General features: G+C 30.1%; 16 protein-coding genes and 7 pseudogenes. 15 read left to right on the top strand and 8 right to left on the bottom strand.

Annotated features, from left to right (window positions below):
- The first annotated feature begins 99 nt into the window (after positions 1–99).
- The 13 genes and pseudogenes from ACZ1HD_RS15275 to ACZ1HD_RS15215 all read left to right on the top strand — a co-directional run bounded on the left by ACZ1HD_RS15275 (position 100) and on the right by ACZ1HD_RS15215 (position 8,577).
- Positions 100–1,461, top strand: a pseudogene (locus ACZ1HD_RS15275) (OmpA family protein).
- Positions 1,462–1,634: 173 nt separating this feature from the next.
- A pseudogene (gene atpD, locus ACZ1HD_RS15270) lies at positions 1,635–3,147 on the top strand (F0F1 ATP synthase subunit beta).
- A 41-nt stretch (positions 3,148–3,188) separates the two neighbouring features.
- Positions 3,189–3,481, top strand: a pseudogene (locus ACZ1HD_RS15265) (F0F1 ATP synthase subunit delta/epsilon).
- 409 nt (positions 3,482–3,890) lie between these two features.
- Entirely contained in the window at positions 3,891–4,436 is a 546-nt protein-coding gene (locus tag ACZ1HD_RS15260) for a hypothetical protein (RefSeq protein WP_472687925.1), read from the top strand.
- A gap of 47 nt (positions 4,437–4,483) precedes the next feature.
- Positions 4,484–5,065, top strand: coding sequence for a hypothetical protein (locus ACZ1HD_RS15255; RefSeq protein WP_472687924.1), 582 nt, complete (start codon positions 4,484–4,486; stop codon positions 5,063–5,065).
- A 165-nt stretch (positions 5,066–5,230) separates the two neighbouring features.
- Positions 5,231–5,527 carry a sensor histidine kinase gene (locus ACZ1HD_RS15250; RefSeq protein ID WP_472687923.1) on the top strand — a complete coding sequence of 99 codons (297 nt, stop codon included), beginning with the start codon at positions 5,231–5,233 and terminating at the stop codon, positions 5,525–5,527.
- Positions 5,521–5,787, top strand: coding sequence for a sensor histidine kinase (locus ACZ1HD_RS15245; RefSeq protein ID WP_472689371.1), 267 nt, complete (start codon positions 5,521–5,523; stop codon positions 5,785–5,787). Before ACZ1HD_RS15250 ends, ACZ1HD_RS15245 begins: the two co-directional genes overlap by 7 nt.
- On the top strand, positions 5,784–5,966 hold the full coding sequence (locus ACZ1HD_RS15240; RefSeq protein WP_472687922.1) for a hypothetical protein: 183 nt from the start codon (positions 5,784–5,786) through the stop codon (positions 5,964–5,966). Before ACZ1HD_RS15245 ends, ACZ1HD_RS15240 begins: the two co-directional genes overlap by 4 nt.
- A complete protein-coding gene (locus tag ACZ1HD_RS15235) occupies positions 5,956–6,429 on the top strand; it encodes a response regulator (RefSeq protein ID WP_472687921.1) in 474 nt (157 codons plus the stop codon). Before ACZ1HD_RS15240 ends, ACZ1HD_RS15235 begins: the two co-directional genes overlap by 11 nt.
- 20 nt (positions 6,430–6,449) lie before the next feature.
- Positions 6,450–6,844, top strand: a pseudogene (rbfA, locus tag ACZ1HD_RS15230) (30S ribosome-binding factor RbfA).
- A 15-nt stretch (positions 6,845–6,859) separates the two neighbouring features.
- Entirely contained in the window at positions 6,860–7,660 is an 801-nt protein-coding gene (locus ACZ1HD_RS15225) for an ABC transporter permease (RefSeq protein ID WP_472687920.1), read from the top strand.
- A 196-nt stretch (positions 7,661–7,856) separates the two neighbouring features.
- Positions 7,857–8,060, top strand: coding sequence for a hypothetical protein (locus ACZ1HD_RS15220; protein WP_472687919.1), 204 nt, complete (start codon positions 7,857–7,859; stop codon positions 8,058–8,060).
- Positions 8,061–8,067: 7 nt separating this feature from the next.
- A complete protein-coding gene (locus tag ACZ1HD_RS15215; protein WP_340932256.1) occupies positions 8,068–8,577 on the top strand; it encodes a hypothetical protein in 510 nt (169 codons plus the stop codon).
- A 3-nt stretch (positions 8,578–8,580) separates the two neighbouring features.
- On the opposite strand, the pseudogene dusB reads toward ACZ1HD_RS15215, so the two are convergent.
- The 3 genes and pseudogenes from dusB to ACZ1HD_RS15200 all read right to left on the bottom strand — a co-directional run bounded on the left by dusB (position 8,581) and on the right by ACZ1HD_RS15200 (position 11,210).
- Positions 8,581–9,581 (bottom strand): annotated as a pseudogene (gene dusB / locus ACZ1HD_RS15210) (tRNA dihydrouridine synthase DusB).
- A gap of 6 nt (positions 9,582–9,587) precedes the next feature.
- Positions 9,588–9,932 carry a DUF4345 domain-containing protein gene (locus tag ACZ1HD_RS15205; protein ID WP_472689370.1) on the bottom strand — a complete coding sequence of 115 codons (345 nt, stop codon included), beginning with the start codon at positions 9,930–9,932 and terminating at the stop codon, positions 9,588–9,590.
- Between the two features lie 55 nt (positions 9,933–9,987).
- Positions 9,988–11,210: pseudogene (locus tag ACZ1HD_RS15200) on the bottom strand (M28 family peptidase).
- A gap of 145 nt (positions 11,211–11,355) precedes the next feature.
- Between ACZ1HD_RS15200 and ACZ1HD_RS15195 the strand changes: the two are divergent.
- A complete protein-coding gene (locus ACZ1HD_RS15195) occupies positions 11,356–11,631 on the top strand; it encodes an EF-hand domain-containing protein (protein WP_077810305.1) in 276 nt (91 codons plus the stop codon).
- A gap of 111 nt (positions 11,632–11,742) precedes the next feature.
- Positions 11,743–13,539 carry a translation elongation factor 4 gene (lepA, locus tag ACZ1HD_RS15190; RefSeq protein ID WP_077810304.1) on the top strand — a complete coding sequence of 599 codons (1,797 nt, stop codon included), beginning with the start codon at positions 11,743–11,745 and terminating at the stop codon, positions 13,537–13,539.
- Positions 13,540–13,621: 82 nt separating this feature from the next.
- On the opposite strand, the gene ACZ1HD_RS15185 is transcribed toward lepA, so the two are convergent.
- The 5 genes and pseudogenes from ACZ1HD_RS15185 to ACZ1HD_RS15165 form a co-directional block, all read right to left on the bottom strand.
- On the bottom strand, positions 13,622–14,392 hold the full coding sequence (locus ACZ1HD_RS15185; RefSeq protein WP_340932266.1) for a CPBP family intramembrane glutamic endopeptidase: 771 nt from the start codon (positions 14,390–14,392) through the stop codon (positions 13,622–13,624).
- Positions 14,393–14,404: 12 nt separating this feature from the next.
- Positions 14,405–15,334 carry an outer membrane beta-barrel family protein gene (locus tag ACZ1HD_RS15180; RefSeq protein WP_472689369.1) on the bottom strand — a complete coding sequence of 310 codons (930 nt, stop codon included), beginning with the start codon at positions 15,332–15,334 and terminating at the stop codon, positions 14,405–14,407.
- Positions 15,297–16,160, bottom strand: coding sequence for an outer membrane beta-barrel protein (locus tag ACZ1HD_RS15175; RefSeq protein WP_472687918.1), 864 nt, complete (start codon positions 16,158–16,160; stop codon positions 15,297–15,299). Before ACZ1HD_RS15175 ends, ACZ1HD_RS15180 begins: the two co-directional genes overlap by 38 nt.
- A complete protein-coding gene (locus tag ACZ1HD_RS15170) occupies positions 16,120–16,671 on the bottom strand; it encodes a carboxypeptidase-like regulatory domain-containing protein (protein ID WP_472687917.1) in 552 nt (183 codons plus the stop codon). The genes ACZ1HD_RS15175 and ACZ1HD_RS15170 overlap by 41 nt, the downstream gene beginning before the upstream one ends.
- A 236-nt stretch (positions 16,672–16,907) precedes the next feature.
- Positions 16,908–17,605, bottom strand: a pseudogene (locus tag ACZ1HD_RS15165) (zinc metallopeptidase).
- Between the last annotated feature and the right edge of the window lie 89 nt (positions 17,606–17,694).

Genomic DNA, 17,694 nt, shown 5'->3' with positions numbered 1-17,694 from the left:
ATGTTTTACGAATATTTTGTAGATTTGTCTTTGTAGATACGTTTTAAGAGTTTACTTTTGCGTATTATAATAACGAACTTTTAATTTAAAAATTTGATAATGAAACGATTAAAATTAGCTGTGATAGCTTTATTTGCGTTAGTAGCTGTAAGCAACGTAAATGCACAAGATGAAAACAACCCGTGGGCTGTTGGTTTTGGTTTAAACAATGTAGATTTTTACAATACTGATGATTTCAGTGAGCAAGTAAAAGATTTATTAGGAAACAATGACTGGAATGTATTACCGTCAATTTCTAGAATTTCTGCAGATAAATACCTTAACAAAGGTTTTTCTTTACAATTAGCAGGGTCTTTAAACAAAATTGAAACAGTTACAAGAAAAGATGATTCAGACTTTTTATACTGGGCTGTAGATGCAATTGTAAAGTATGATTTAAATAACTTAGTAGGTGAAACTGCTTGGTTCGATCCTTATGTATATTTAGGTGGTGGTTATACTTCAGTTGATTCTAACGGTGAAGGTATGTTAAATGCTGGTGTTGGTTTCAATACTTGGTTTAACGATAATTTAGGTTTAAACTTCCAAACTGGTACTAAAAAAGGTTTTGCTGACGAAGTAAAAGCTCACTACCAAACTACTTTAGGTTTAGTAATTAAATTTGGAGGAAAAGATACTGACGGTGACGGAGTATATGATAAAGATGATGCTTGTCCGAGAGGTTGCAGGTTTAAAAGAATTTAACGGTTGTCCTGATGCTGATGGTGACGGAATCAAAGATTCTGATGATGCTTGTCCTAATGTTGCAGGTTTAGCTTCTATGAATGGTTGTCCTGATGCTGATGGTGACGGTGTTGCTGATAAAGATGATATGTGTCCTAATGCAAAAGGAACTAAAGCTAACAAAGGTTGTCCTGATGCTGATGGTGACGGTGTTGTTGATAAAAACGATAAGTGTCCTTCTCAAGCAGGACCAATGGCAAACGGTGGATGTCCTTGGCGGATACTGATGGTGACGGTGTATTAGATAAAGATGACAAGTGTGTTAGTGTTGCTGGACCAGCTTCTAACAACGGTTGTCCTAAGCCAGTTATCAATGTAGAAGATGAAAACATGTTATCTGAATATGCTAAAGCAATTTTATTTAACGTAGGTAAATCTTCTTTCAAGCCAGGTGTTACTGCTAAGTTAAACGAAATGGTTAAAGTAATGAACAACAATCCAAGTGCTACTTTCGTAATCGAAGGTCATACAGATAGTTCAGGTTCTGCACCATTAAACTTAAGAATTTCAGAAAAGAGAGCAATCGCTGTAAGAGACTACTTAGTAAAACAAGGAGTTAGCACTACAAGATTAGAAGCTATCGGATTTGGAGAAGGAGAGCCAGTTGCAACTAACAAAACAAGAGCAGGAAGAGCTCAAAATAGAAGAGTTGTTGTTAAAGTAACTAACAAGAAATAATTCTATTTCAATTCTATAATAAAAACCTCACCAATTGGTGAGGTTTTTTGTTTTAAGAGAGTTTATTTTTTAAATAAAAAAACTTTTTTAATTACAACCAAAACAATTACCTTTGCATCCTGAAAATGAGATGCTAAATCTCAAAATTTAATAATAATTATAATTAGATATAGATGTCTACAACTACAGGAAAAGTCTCTCAAATTATTGGGCCAGTAATTGATGTTGAATTCAATACAGAAAATACTGAACTTCCTAAAATTTATGATTCATTAGAAATTAAAAAAGCTGATGGTTCTATTTTAGTGTTAGAAGTACAACAACATATTGGTGAAGATACAGTAAGAACCATTTCTATGGATGCTACTGATGGATTAAGTAGAGGAACAGAGGTTTTAGCTACAGGAAATCCAATACAAATGCCAATAGGAAATGACATATACGGTCGTTTATTTAATGTTACTGGTGATGCAATTGATGGTTTAGGTGATTTGAAAAAAGACGGTGAAGACGGTTTGTCAATTCACAGGTCTGCACCTAAGTTTGAAGAATTATCTGTTTCAACTGAAGTTTTATTTACTGGTATTAAAGTAATCGATTTAATTGAGCCTTATGCTAAAGGTGGTAAGATTGGTTTATTTGGAGGTGCAGGTGTAGGTAAAACTGTATTAATTCAAGAATTAATTAATAACATTGCAAAAGGTCACGGAGGATTATCTGTATTTGCAGGTGTAGGAGAAAGAACTCGTGAAGGAAATGATTTACTTCGTGAAATGTTAGAGTCTCGGTATTATCAAGTATGGTGACGACTTTATGCATTCTATGGAAGAAGGAGGATGGGATTTATCTAAAGTAGATAAACCTGGTATGAGAGATTCTAAAGCTACTTTCGTTTTTGGTCAAATGAATGAACCACCTGGAGCACGTGCAAGAGTTGCATTATCTGGTTTAACGATTGCAGAATACTTTAGAGACGGAGCAGGTGAAGCAGAAGGTAAAGATGTTCTTTTCTTCGTAGATAACATTTTCCGTTTTACACAAGCAGGATCTGAGGTGTCAGCGTTATTAGGTCGTATGCCTTCAGCAGTAGGATATCAACCAACGTTAGCTACTGAAATGGGGGCTATGCAAGAGCGTATTACTTCTACTAAAAAAGGTTCTATTACATCTGTACAAGCAGTATATGTACCTGCAGATGATTTAACAGATCCAGCACCAGCAACAACATTTGCTCACTTAGATGCAACTACAGTATTATCTCGTAAAATTGCAGAATTAGGTATTTATCCTGCAGTAGATCCATTAGATTCTACTTCTAGAATTTTATCTGCTGATATTTTAGGTGAAGAACACTATAATTGTGCACAAAATGTAAAAGAAATTTTACAGCGTTATAAAGAATTACAAGATATTATCGCAATTTTAGGTATGGAAGAATTATCTGAAGAAGATAAATTAGTTGTACATAGAGCAAGACGTGTTCAGCGTTTCTTATCTCAGCCTTTCCACGTTGCAGAACAATTTACTGGTATACCAGGAGTTTTAGTTGATATTAAAGACACTATTAAAGGTTTTAATATGATTATGAATGGTGAGTTAGATAAATATCCAGAAGCGGCATTTAACTTAAGAGGATCAATTCAAGATGCAATTGATGCTGGAGAGAAAATGTTAGCAGAAGCTTAAAAACTAGCTATAGCGAAAGCTAAAGCCTAAAGAATAGAAATATGTATTTAGAAATTGTAACACCAGAAGCAATCTTATTTTCATCTGAAGTTGATTTATTTTCGGCACCAGGTATTGATGGAGAGTTTCAAATATTAAATAATCATGCTCCTATAGTTTCTAATTTAGTTGATGGAGAGATTAAAATACATGTACACAATCAAGATCATTTGGTTTTAGATGATTTACATGGTAAGTTAGAGTCTCATATAGATGATGATAAAGTTTTAACTTTAAAAATCAACTCGGTACTTTAGAATTAAATGATAACAAAGCTATTATTTTAGCAGATTAATCATATATAATACATTAAATTAAAAACCTCAAAACGTTTGTTTTGAGGTTTTTTTGGGGAAATTTAAATTCAAATAATGCAATAACAATTTTCCCACTTAGCGGTTAAAATTTTTTCTTTCTTTTTGTAAATGTCTAACTATTTTTAAAATACTATTAGAGGTTAATTATCCTTTTAAATAAGGAAAAACACCTTTTTTATTTTTTTGTTTTTAATCTTACTTCCTTTGTTTATAGGGTATTATTTTTTTATGTATGTTATATTTTTTTCAATTTTATAAAAATTGTATTTTGTGTACAATTAACTTAACTATTTTACATTATGAAAAAACTAATAAATTATTATTTTGTTTGTCATTTACAATTGTTTTAATGAGTTGCAATAACGAAAAGAAACAAAAAAAGAGATAATGCATCATGCAGAGGCAATCGTTAATAGTAAAAGGCCTTCTAACGCGATAACTTATAAAGAAATGGCAAGTATGTTTCATGAATACGATACAGGGCAGAAGATTGTTTTAGATAAATACAGAGAAAACTATACTGGCGATTCAAATGATGCTGTAGAAACGGTTTCTCATTTTTATGAAATTAATCAACTGAAACAATATATTAGTTATTTAGAAAGAATTTCTAAAGAAAAAGAGATTCCATTAACTGGTTTAAGAATTTTTTCTGCTGCATATCCAAAAAATTATGCTGATAAAAGTTTAAGAGGCAGACATACATTGGTTTTTATGCCAACAGCTAAAATAGGAAATAAAAATAATGTAGCTTTCGAACCATTATATTCAGAATATAAGAATCCTATCAAATTTACAGAGTTTTTACATAAATATAGTACTAAGGAAACTCAGCGTGTAAGCAGAGCTTCAATGATTCCATTATTTCAAGATGATTTAGAAGATATGGATAGTTCTGGTACTAATAGATTAGAAACAAACCCACCTAATTAATAAGAATGTTTAATAGTTATTTTTACTTCTTAGAGGTGTTATCTTTATTGGTAGCTATTTTTTATATCAAAAAATATAAAGAAAGTTATTACTCATATTTTGTAGCCTATCTTTCTGCTTTAGTCTTTATAGAAACACTTGGCGTCGTTTTAAGACAGTATGGAGTTTTATCTGCACCATATTACAATATTTATACATTTTTCGAATACAATTTAATAGCTATTATCTATTACAAACTTACTAAAGAGGAGAAATCACACAAACTGATATTCTATCTGATAGGAATTTTTAATGTCTTTTATTTTACAGGATTTTATTATCAAGATCTACAAGACTACTCTTATTTATTAGGTGCAATAACAGTTTGTGTTTTTATGATATTTTATTTGAAAGAATTATTAAAATCAGATTCAATTTTAATTTTTCAAAAACATTTACCATTTTGGATTACTGTAGCTTTTTTAATATATTACTTATCTACAGTGCCTTTTTATTTGGTTTTGTACGTTCTAAAAATTGATACAAGAGAAGGAAGTCAAAGTTTATTTTTAGTTCAGAAAATTTTGGTAGTAGTTACTAACTTATGTTATATATATGGTTTAATATGCAGTTCGAAAAAGAAGAATTAGTAGTACTTATTTCTACTTTTATTATTGTATTAATTACTATCGCCTTGTTGGTGCTATTTTCTGTGTTTAAAAAAATAAAGATTTTCTTTTAAAGCAAAGAGAAGAAGAAAAAAACGTTTTGAAAGAGAAATAGCAGAAACTCAAATAGAAATTAGAGAAGAAACTTTGAGAAATATAAGTTGGGAGTTGCATGATAATATTGGGCAATTATTAACTTTAGCAAAAATACAATTACAAAATCCAAGCCCAGAATCTATTAAAGATGTTTCTAACACAATTACCAAAGGATTAACAGAAGTTAGGGCATTATCAAAATTAATAAATCCAGAAGCTATTAAAAATATAAACTTAAGAGAAGCAATTCAGTTAGAAATAGATAGGTTTAATAGATTACAATTTATAGATTCTAAATTAGAAATTAAAGGGTTAGAATTTGATATAGAAAAAAATCGAGTATTATAATCTTTAGAATTCTGCAAGAATTCTTTTCTAATACAATTAAACACTCTAAGGCATCTAAACTATCTGTATCTTTAAATTTTAAACTTGATAGTTTACATATTTTGGCAAAAGACAACGGTGTTGGTTTTTCTAAAGAGATTGTATCTAAAGGAATAGGTTTAGAGAATATTAAAAATAGAGCAAAATTAATAGGTGCAGAAGCTGTTTTCGAATCCGAAATAGATAAAGGAACTTCTTTATCAATAATATATAAATTATGATTAAATATTCTGTAGTTATTGTAGATGATCATACATTGCTTTCTCAAGCAATTGCTACAATGGTAAATACATTTAGTAAGTTTAAAGTGTTGTATACTTGTAAAAACGGACAAGAATTGGTAGAGAAGTTTTCAGCTTCAGCTAAATATATTCCGAGATATTGTTTTAATGGATATTAACATGCCAATAATGAATGGTATAGAAACTACAGATTGGATTACTAAAAACCATGAATCTGTAAATGTAATGGCGCTTTCTGTAGAAGATGAAGATAACACCATTTTAAAAATGCTTAAAGTTGGTGCAATTGGCTATTTACTAAAAGATACCGAAAAAAGTGTGTTAGAAAATGCGCTCTTAGAAATTGCACAAAACGGATTTTATCATACAAAAACAGTAACCAATTTACTAATGAAATCTCTTTCGGGCAATTCGTCAGAAGAAATTACGCTAAAAGAAAGAGAAATTACTTTTATGAAACACGCTTGTTCTGAAATGACGTATAAAGAAATAGCAGATGTAATGTGTTTAAGCCCTAAAACTATAGACGGTTATAGAGATGTTCTTTTTACAAAATTAAACGTTAAGAATAGGGTAGGTTTGGTAATGTATGCAATAAAAAATAAGATTTATACTCCATAAAAATATCGTAAATTTGCAGCATGGAAGAAACAAACAGACAACGTAAAATAGCAGGTGTTTTACAAAAAGATTTGGTAGATGTGTTGCAAAAAGCAGCGCAAGATGGAATGAAAGGAGTTATAATCTCTGTTTCTAAAGTGCATGTTACTTCAGATTTAGGAGTTGCAAAAGTATATTTAAGCATATTTCCTTCAGAAAAAAGAGAAGAAATGGTTAAAGGAATTCAATCTAATACACCTTTAATTCGCCATGAAATGGCAAAAAGAACAAGAAATCAATTAAGAAGAATGCCGAATTATTATTTTTTGGTGATGATACTTTAGATTATATCGAAGAAATTGATAAGTCTTTAAAAGGAGAAGATGAAAATCCTATTCAAAATCCGAGATGTTTTACCAAGACGTCAAAAAAATAATACAAGCTACACTATTTGAGCTTTCCTTATTACATAGCTAAAAGATATTTATTCTCTAAAACAAGCAATAATGCAATTAATATAATTACCATTATTGCTTCTTTTGGTGTTATAGTAGGTGCGTTGGCTTTGTTTATAATCTTATCCGGTTTTTCCGGACTTAAAACTTTTAGTTATAGTTTACTCGATGTATCAGACCCCGATATTAAAATAACTTCGGTTAAAGGAAAATCATTTCTTATTGATGATACGATTCAAAACAAAATAATTTCTAATCTAGAAATTTCTGAATATACCAAGGTAATCGAAGAAAGAGTTTTTTTAGAGTATAATGAAAAAACAGAGATAGCTTATATAAAAGGTGTTGAAGAAAACTACACAAATATTTCTAACATAGATTCTTCTTTAAGTGTTGGTAGTTGGTTGTATAAAGAATTTGAAAATACAGCCGTTATTGGTAGAGGAATTTCTAATAAACTTTCTTTAGGAATATTAAATTACGGCGCTCCTTTAAAAATAATGGTGCCCAAGCCAGGTAAAGGATTTATAAACCCTAGAAATCCATTCTATAAGATTGAAACACAAATTGTAGGTGTTTATATGGGGACAGAAGATTTCGAAAATAAATTTGTTTTTACTTCGATAGATCAAGCGAGAGCTTTATTAAGATTTAAAGAAAATCAAATATCTGCAATAGAAATAAAATTAAACGATTCTAATACAGCAGCTAATGTTGCAGAAAGTTTAAGTGATGCCCTTGGTGATGCATTTAAGGTGCAAACTAAAGCACAGCTAAACGAAGTTTTTACAAAGTAATTAATACAGAAAATTTTGTTTCTTACTTAATATTTACGCTAATCGTTATTATTGCTTTATTTAACGTAATCGGAGCAATAATTATGATGATTATTGATAAAAAGCAAAATTTAAAAACACTCTTTAGTTTAGGAGCAACTATTAAAGAAATAAAAAAATATTTATTCTTCAAGGATTTTTGCTAACGTTCTTTGGAATGTGTATTGGCTTATTTTTAGGGATAATCTTAGTGTTTGTTCAAAAGAAATTTGAACTATTTATGATTGTACCCAATTTAGCCTATCCTGTAGAATTTAGGTTTCTAAATTTACTAATCGTTTTTTGCACTATTACCGTTTTAGGATATATAGCAGCTAAAATTGCAAGTAGTAGAATCTCAAAAGAGTTTATAGAAAAGTGATGTTATTATGAAAAAGATACTGTTTTTGCTATTCTTTATTTTTACCTTAGGATGTAAAAGCGGATATAATTTACCAAAAGGAGAAGTAGAATTAAAAACTTTAGTTAATTCTAAATATATATTGAAATATCCTAAAGATTGGAAAATTAGAAGAAATCATACTCAAATAAATTCAATAAAAATAGAAAGATTTAATTATAATACCTCCACAAATGCATGGTTTGCATTAGAATTAGATTTGTATAAATCTGATGAAAAACTAAATAAATTAATTAACGACCTTATCGATAAAGATTTAATTTTGAGATCTGCAAATATTTTATCGATAGATCATTTTAATTCATATACAGAAGTTATTAGTACATATAAAATAAAGCACTCTTATTTTAAAAGGGCTACAAGATTTTACAAAAAAAATAATGATATATCTCAAATTTCATTTTTTTGTAAAGGAAAAGATTCTGAAGATTTTTTAAAATATCAAAAAATATTTTTTGACAGTTTTAAATTAAAGTAACTTCTATTTAATTTCAGGAATAATTGCATTCCCAAATTTAGCTTCAACTTCATCAAACGCTGCAAATACATCCTTGGCATCATCCGAAGTTACCATTTTCATTCTGTATTCTTTAAAATGCGGAATTCCTTTAAAGTAATTTGTGTAATGTCTTCTTGTTTCAAAAACACCAAGAACAGGCCCTTTCCAATCAATAGACATTTGTAAATGTCTTCTTGCCATTTCTACACGTTGGGCAATTGTTGGTTTTTCTAAGTATTTACCAGTTTTAAAATAATGTTTTACTTCATTAAAAAACCAAGGATATCCGATAGCAGCTCTACCAATCATACAGCCGTCTAAACCATAAGAATCTCTCATTTCCATCGCTTTTTCTGGCGATGTTACATCTCCGTTTCCAAAAACAGGAATGTGCATTCTTTGGTTGTTCTTTACTTCGGCAATTGGTTTCCAATCGGCTTCACCTTTATACATTTGCGCGCGGGTTCTACCATGAATCGCAATTGCGGCACAACCAACATCTTGCAAACGTTCTGCAACTTCTACAATTCTTATAGAGTCATGATCCCAACCTAAACGAGTTTTTACTGTAACTGGTAAATTTGTGTGTTTTACCATGGCTTCTGTTAAAGAAACCATTAAGTCGATATCTTTTAAAATACCAGCACCTGCACCTTTAGAAACTACTTTTTTAACAGGGCAACCAAAATTAATATCTATAATATCTGGATTCGATTTTTCTACAATTTCTACCGTTTTTAGCATTGAATCTAGATTTGCACCAAATATCTGAATACCAACAGGACGTTCTTTCTCGTAAATATCTAATTTCATTACGCTTTTTGCTGCATCACGAATTAAACCTTCCGAAGAAATAAATTCTGTATATACAACATCTGCTCCGTTTTCTTTACAAAGTGCTCTAAACGGAGGATCTGAAACATCTTCCATTGGAGCTAATAAAAGTGGAAATTCGGTAATTCTATGTTGCCTATTTTAACCAAAGTATATTATTTTTCTGCAAAATTAGTGTTTTTATTTGTCAGAACCCAAATTCCGTAAAAACCTAATAAAAGTTCTGCAATTGTACCAAATTGATAACCAAAAGTTGGTGCACCATCAAAAATAAAACTAAGCAATCTACCAAAGCCTAAACCTAGCATAAAGATTGCATTAGTTATCAATGCAGTTTTTAAATACTCATTTTTAAAAACACCTAAAATCCATAGTAGAGAAAAACCCAAATACAAACCCATAACTGCTTTAAAAAAGTTGTGTTCGTCTATTGTTTGAAGTTGAATGTCGAATTGCAATCCAGGATTAAATCCGTAGGTAAAAGAAACCGGTACAACAATTAATACAGATATTATTAAATGTATTTTTGTAAAATAATCTTGCTTTTTTTAAACATTAAAACTGAATTTCTTTTTCGATTTTTTCTTGATTACGTTTAACAACTACAATGCTTTTATCACCTTTTTTAAATACAGATAAAGCACGCATGTAACTCATCATATCAACAACAAGACTATCTCCTAACTTTAAAACAATATCACCTTTTTCCAAACCAGCTTTTTGTGCAGGTTTTTCTTCGGATATTCCATCGATACGCATTCCTTTGCCATCAAACATATAATCTGGTATTACACCCAAACCAACTTTAAATCTTGGTGTATTTTTACCTTCATTTTTCGTTTTGGTAAAGACAAGTTTTTCGTTGTCATTTAAATCAGAAATAATATTAAAAATATAATTACTGATGGTTTCCATTCCGTCATAATTCAATTTTTCTGCATCATCGCCAGGTTTGTGATAATCTTCATGTTGCCCAGTAAAGAAATGTAAAACGGGTATATCTGCTAAATAAAAACTTGTATGATCGCTTGGCCCAACACCGGATTCTTGCTCGATTAATTTGAAATTATTGTTGTTTGATTTTAAAGTTTGATTAAAAATAGGCGAAGTTCCGGTACCATAAACAGCTAAAGCCGAGTCTTGTTTTAGTCTACCAACCATATCCATATTAATCATGTAAGAAACTTTTTTAGTATTTATTGTTGGATTTTTTACAAAATAATTAGAACCTAAAAGGCCCATTTCTTCTCCGGAAAAAGCCATAAACAAGTAATTGTTATTTGTGTTTTTTTGTTTTAATCGGCTGCTAAATGCAATAAAATTGCAATGCCGGATGCATTGTCATCTGCGCCATTATGTACTGCCTTAATAGAATCTCTGTATAAAGAACCCTCGCCACCAAAACCTAAATGATCGTAATGAGCGCCAATAATTATTGTATTTTCTACGTTATTATCTAGATAACCAATAACATTATTTCCGGTAATTGTTCCGTCTCCGTTTACATCAAATTTCACCTCTTCATGCGGATTCGTTTTTGGTTTAAAAGTAAAAGATTGTAAAAACCCGTTGGTTCCTTTAGGTAATAATTCTAATTCTTTAAAACGATTTTCTATATATGCAGCAGCAGCTTTTTCTCCTTTGGTTCCTGTTTGTCTTCCCTCTAATTCATCCGAAGCTAAAAAAGAAACATCTTTTTTTAAATTATTTTGAATAATTGTATTCGGGTTACAGCAAATTATTAGACATAAAGCTAAAAGTAAAAGAATGTTTTTCATAGTGTTAAGTTTGGTTATACAAACTTAGAGAATTAATATTAATTTTATAAAAAGATGTGATTTGCTATGTGACACTTAAAATTTAATTGTTAAAATCTATTTTTATTAGTATCTTATAAAATTATAAACCTAAAACTTAAAGCTATTGGGAACAAAAGAGAATATTTTAAGAAAAATTAGAATTTTAATAACAAATCAATTTGACTCACCAGAAGAAGCATTTGCGTTTTTTGATGCAGATGGTGATAAAGAGTTAAGAAAATCTGAAATAAAAAAGCTATTAAAAGCTGCGGAAGTTAGTGGTTTTTTAAGAGGAGTTGTAGCAAACGAATTGCTAAAAGGCTACGATAAATCTAGCGATGATACTATAAGTTGGGACGAGTTTAAAGTAGCAATTGCAGAATTAGAAACCGATTTATAATTCTCATCAAAAAAAATAAAAAAGTACAATCAATTTCATTGTACTTTTTTTATTTGACAAGCTTTTTAAATAGCATATATTTGTAAGTTGAAAGCAGTTAGAAAACGAAGTATGAAGAATATTAGAAACTTTTGCATTATCGCACATATAGATCATGGTAAAAGTACATTAGCAGATAGGTTATTAGATTATACTGGCTCTGTAACTGAGCGTGAAAAGCAAAATCAGTTATTAGATAATATGGATTTAGAGAGAGAACGTGGTATTACCATTAAATCTCATGCAATTCAAATGGATTATATTCATAAAGGAGAACAGTTTGTTTTAAATCTTATTGATACACCTGGTCACGTAGATTTTTCTTACGAAGTTTCTAGATCTATTGCTGCTTGTGAAGGTGCTTTGTTAATTGTAGATGCTGCACAAAGTATACAAGCGCAAACAATTTCTAATTTATATTTAGCTTTAGAGAACGATTTAGAGATCATTCCGGTTTTAAATAAGGTAGATTTACCTTCTGCAAATCCAGAAGAAGTTACAGATGATATTGTAGATTTATTAGGTTGCGATCCAGAAGAAGTAATACACGCAAGTGGTAAAACAGGTTTTGGTGTAGATAATATCTTAGAAGCTATTATTGATAGAATTCCTGCACCAGAAGGAGATCCAGAAGCGCCGTTACAAGCACTTATTTTTGATTCTGTTTACAATTCTTACAGAGGTATTGAAACTTATTTTCGTGTTTTAAACGGAGAAATTAAAAAAGGCCAAGAAATAAAATTCATGGCAACTGGTAAAAACTATTTTGCAGATGAAGTTGGTACTTTAAAATTAGAGCAAGTAGTTAAAAAATCTGTAAAAACAGGTGATGTAGGTTATTTAATTACAGGAATTAAAACAGCAAAAGAAGTAAAAGTAGGAGATACAATTACAGATGCTCACAAGCCAACAACAGAAACTATTGATGGTTTTGAAGATGTAAAACCAATGGTTTTTGCAGGTATTTATCCTGTAGATACAGAAGATTACGAAGAGTTGCGTTACTCTATGGAGAAATTGCAATTAAACGATGCGTCTTTGGTTTTTCAACCGGAAAGTTCTGCAGCTTTAGGTTTTGGTTTTCGATGTGGATTCTTAGGAATGCTGCACATGGAGATTATTCAAGAACGTTTAGAGCGTGAGTTTAACATGACTGTTATTACAACGGTACCAAACGTTTCTTACCACGCATACACAAAGAAAAATCCTGATGAGATTATTGTCTTAAATAACCCAACAGATTTACCAGATCCGTCTCGATTAGATAGAGTAGAAGAGCCATTTATTAAAGCTTCTATTATTACAAAGTCTGATTTTGTTGGTCAGGTAATGAGTTTGTGTATCGAGAAAAGAGGACAAATCATAAATCAAACATATTTAACTACACAACGTGTAGAGTTAATTTTTGAAATGCCTTTGGCAGAAATTGTTTTCGATTTTTATGATCGATTAAAAACAGTTTCTAAAGGTTATGCTTCTTTTGATTATCATCCTATAGGTATGAAAGAATCGAAATTAGTGAGGGTAGATATATTATTAAATGCACAACCTGTAGATGCGCTTTCTGCTTTATTACATGCAGACAATGCTTATACAATTGGTAAGAAAATTGTAGAAAAATTAAAGACTTTAATTCCTAGACAGCAGTTTGATATTCCTATTCAAGCAGCAATTGGAGCAAAAATTATTGCTCGTGAAACTACAAAAGCACTGCGTAAAGATGTTACCGCAAAATGTTATGGTGGTGATATTTCTAGAAAGCGTAAACTTTTAGAAAAGCAGAAAAAAGGTAAAAAGAGAATGCGTCAAGTTGGTAATGTAGAAATTCCGCAAGAAGCATTTATGGCAGTTTTAAAGTTGAATGATTAATTTATTTTAAAATAAAAATATAAAGAATAAAAAAACCTTTTAGAGAAATCTAGAAGGTTTTTTTATGTGTTGCTTTTTCTTGCTAATTTAACTTTGGAATATGTTTTTTTATCAAAAACAAACCATAAATTAAACATGGTAATGTTAATAAACTAGATATAATTGCACTTTCTAAATCCATAGGATTATATATCGTAGACTTTATTGGCAACCCTATTGAATCTAATTTTGCTACAAAATCAACAATAGCATGTATTATAATTAAAGGATAAACTCTTTTAGTAACAACGAGTAAAGCACCAAACATAACCCCTATAAAAGTGGCGAAAAATAGTTGAGAAACTTCTCCGTAAATTCCTTTATCAAACTTAATAAGATGTAATAATCCAAAGATTAAAGATGAAATTAAGATTGCTTTAATTTTTGCTTTTCTTGAATTGTTAAAAAAACGAGATAATAGAGGTAATAAGACACTTCTAAGGCTTAATTCTTCGGAAAAACCAATACTTATACAGTAAATTATAAGTAGAAGAAGATTTGTTAATGAAAAGTTAGGAATGTTATCTAAAAAAATACCATTTAATAATGTTAAAAATATTATTGGAAAAATTAGTAAAGTTAGTTTTTGAGGTTTTACATTTGATAATCCTCCTAAATTAATTAGATTTAATTTCTTAGCTACTACAAAAGAAACAGAGGCTAAAATGATATTTAAAAATATCTTTAAAACTAAATGATAATTGTAACTATTAATATCAATATTTAATAAATAATTACTAAATAAGTTTCTTGATAAAAGAAAAAATAAAAGGAAAAAAGTAAATAAAAGAATATGTTTTAATGTAGTTTTCATTTTGCTAATTTATTAGTTATCATCTCTAATTCTGTTCTCTTCATCATTGTTAGTTTTTCTTCCAGATTTTTTCTTACCGAATTTAGAACCAAAACTATAAACCAACCTTAATTGTACATTTTGTCTAGAACCATTACTTTCTACATCAGCAATACCATTACCATAATCGATGTTACCTACAAAACCTCGATTTAGCATTTTATTAAAACCAAGATTTACTTTTAGTTTATCGTCTAGAAACTTTTTTCCGAAAGAGAAATCTAATTCTGCTAACCAGTCTACTTCTATTTGACCTTCTAACGCACCGGTTCCGTAGTTTCCACTTAATTCAAAATTCACATCCCATGGTAATTGATAACTTGCTTGCACAAACCAAATTAAATTCCATTTATTTAAATCAACTCCATAAGTAGATGATTTAAAATCTGTATTTGTTACAATTATACCTGTGTAACCTTCTAGACCTTTTGTTAAGTTTAATGGCGCAAATAGTCTAAAATTCCAATTAGCATTATTTTCTACATTAACATCTTGTTGTCTTATTTGTGCAGTTGCGTTGTCTTGGCTAATTAATTGAAAGATTACATCATCTGTTTTGCTATAACCAACAGTAAAAAAAGGTTGCCCATCAAAGGTTAAATTAAATTGATAGTTGTTTGTATAAGCAGGTGTTAAATTAGGGTTTCCTTCTCCTGCAGAATAAGGATCTAAAAAAGTAGCAAAAGAATTTAAGCTACCATAAGAAGGTCTTTGAATTCTGTAGCTGTAAGATACGCTTGCACCAAGAACATCAGTAATTTTTCTACTAATAGAAGCGCTAGGAAAAAGTTTTTTTATTGGTCTTTTTTGTACTTCGGATGTTAGGTTACCATCTTTTAAGAAAGTAGATGTTCCGTCTGTATTACTATCTTCGTATCTTAATCCTCCGAGAAAAAGACCAATTACCTAAAGTAGCATTTACTTTAGAATACAAGGCAAAAATAGTTTCATCTATCACAAATCTGCTACTTGCTTCTTCATTTTTTTCGAAATTGCCATCTTTTTCTTCAAAAGTTTGCAAGTCATTGTCTGTTTTAACATCAGCAAATCTAGAACCCGCACTAATTTTAAGGTTGTCAGAAATTGTTTTAGAATAGTCTAATCTGTATGTTTTTATATTATATGTACCATCTTGAATGTATTTTCTATCATCAAAAGTAATAGTGCTACCCGCAATATCATACAGTGTATTTGTGTTATCGTTTGTAAAATCTACGTAATTAAAATCTATGACTAATTTGTCTGTATCTGTTTTGTATTCGTAATAAGGATTAATGTTATAATTGGTTCGTTGTCTGTCGAAGTAATTTTCAGAAAACAAAGTGTTTCTATTATTTTCATCAGAAATTATAGTTTTACTACTTGCGGTTCTTGTTGAGTTTCTGTTATTAAATCTTCCGCCAAGACCTATTGAATGATGCTCGCTTAAATAATAGTCTAAGCTACCGCTAATTGCAAAATTATCTGGATCGTAAGGTTCTTTGGTTACTTGATCGTACGTTTCAGAATTTACGGTTCTCACTAAAAATAAGTCGTCTCGCCAAGTCGGTTGAGAATAATTTACACTAGTTTGCCAATTTAATTTGTTCTTATAACTCGCCACAGAAAAACCAGTTCCCCATTCGATACCTTCATCTTCGCCAATCCAAGAGTTTACACTACCATGAGTTCCTAATTTTACATTTTTTTTAAGGATGATGTTTACAATTGCACCGAACTGAGGCTTCATATTCTGCACCAGGCTGTTCTATAACTTCTACTTTGGCAATATTATCTGCCGGAAAATCACGTAAAAGAGTTTCAACATCCATATATTCTGTTGTTTTACCGTTGATTAAAATTCTAACACCACCATTACCAGCAATTGAAATTCCGTTATTGGTAACTAAAACTCCCGGAATTTTACGCATTACGTCTTGTAAATTGGTATTTGTCATTTCAGATTTTTCTAAATCGACTATTAGTTTCTCTGCAGTTTGTTTAATTACTGGTCGTTTACTTTTTATAACAACTTCATTTAAACTTGTACTTTTTTCTTTTAGAGAGGCATTAAAAACTTTATTTCCTTTTAATTCGAAAGCTTTTATTTTTTTTGTCTCAAAGCCTAAGGTTGATATTTCAATTCTATAATTACCGGATTTTAATTTTGTAAAGTTGTAATTTCCATCAGAATCAGAAACTGTTCCTTTTGGCATTTCTTTAGTTTCTAAATTGTACAGTATTATATTCGTAAAGGGCAATGGTTGGTTTTGGTTGTCAGTAATTTTTCCGGAAATTCTATGTTGAGAAAAAGTTGAGAAAATTCCGAAGAAAAAATAAAAAAGTAAGTTGTTGGTTTCATGGGGTGTTTTTTAAGATAGACTCTCTAAAGGTTTATTTGTTACATTAACAAGACGTTATCTTTTGTAAAAAGGTTTCCTGAAACAAAAAAACCTTGATTTCTCAAGGTTTTTATATGGGTAATTATTTTAAAAAATTAATCTCTACTTCCTAAAATTCTCATTCCCCAATAAAGTAACATTGCTAAAGAACCTAAAGCAGCAACTAAATAAGTTCTTGCAGCCCATTTAAGTGCGTCTTCAGAACCAGCATATTCTTCTTGCGAAACCATGTTTTTATTTTTTAACCAAGCTAAAGCTCTATTACTTGCATCGTACTCTACAGGTAAAGTAACAAAACTAAATATTGTTGCCAAAGCCATAAAAATTAAACCTGCAATTGCGATGTATAAACCAATTCCTGGTGCACCGAAGCGGCTCCCATAACTAATCCTCCAATTACTAACCATTGCGAGAACTTTGATGTTACACTAACAATAGGCACTAATTGAGATCTCATTTTTAAATAGCTGTAAGCAGTTGCGTGTTGTACTGCGTGTCCGCATTCGTGTGCAGCAACGGCAGCAGCGGCAGCATTTCTTTGGTTATAAACACCTTCACTTAAATTTACAGTTTTATTTTGCGGGTTGTAATGATCTGTTAACATACCAGGTGTAGAAATTACTTTTACATCAAAAATTCCGTTATCTGCTAACATTTTTTCGGCAATTTCTGCTCCACTTAAACCATTTCTAAGTTGAACTTTAGAGTATTTTTTGAATTTACTTTTTAAGGTATTACTAACTAGCCAACTCACTAAAGAGATTACACCAATTAAAATATAAAATCCCATCATAATTTATAAAGTTTTAAAATTGTATATCATTTTTGTTTGATAAATTTACAACATAAAGTATTCCAATTTATATTTTGGAACTTAAAAAT

Source organism: Polaribacter sp. HA6-7 (assembly GCF_055693625.1).
Note: the sequence above shows the minus strand (reverse complement) of the source record. Positions and strands in the feature narration are given on the sequence as shown.

Coding starts and splice junctions, on each gene's coding strand:
- ACZ1HD_RS15260 (WP_472687925.1), top strand. CDS start 3,891: ATGCATCATGCAGAGGCAATCGTTAATAGTAAAAGGCCTTCTAACGCG.
- ACZ1HD_RS15240 (WP_472687922.1), top strand. CDS start 5,784: ATGATTAAATATTCTGTAGTTATTGTAGATGATCATACATTGCTTTCT.
- ACZ1HD_RS15235 (WP_472687921.1), top strand. CDS start 5,956: ATGGATATTAACATGCCAATAATGAATGGTATAGAAACTACAGATTGG.
- ACZ1HD_RS15220 (WP_472687919.1), top strand. CDS start 7,857: ATGTGTATTGGCTTATTTTTAGGGATAATCTTAGTGTTTGTTCAAAAG.
- ACZ1HD_RS15215 (WP_340932256.1), top strand. CDS start 8,068: ATGAAAAAGATACTGTTTTTGCTATTCTTTATTTTTACCTTAGGATGT.
- lepA (WP_077810304.1), top strand. CDS start 11,743: ATGAAGAATATTAGAAACTTTTGCATTATCGCACATATAGATCATGGT.
- ACZ1HD_RS15185 (WP_340932266.1), bottom strand. CDS start 14,392: ATGAAAACTACATTAAAACATATTCTTTTATTTACTTTTTTCCTTTTA.
- ACZ1HD_RS15175 (WP_472687918.1), bottom strand. CDS start 16,160: ATGAAGCCTCAGTTCGGTGCAATTGTAAACATCATCCTTAAAAAAAAT.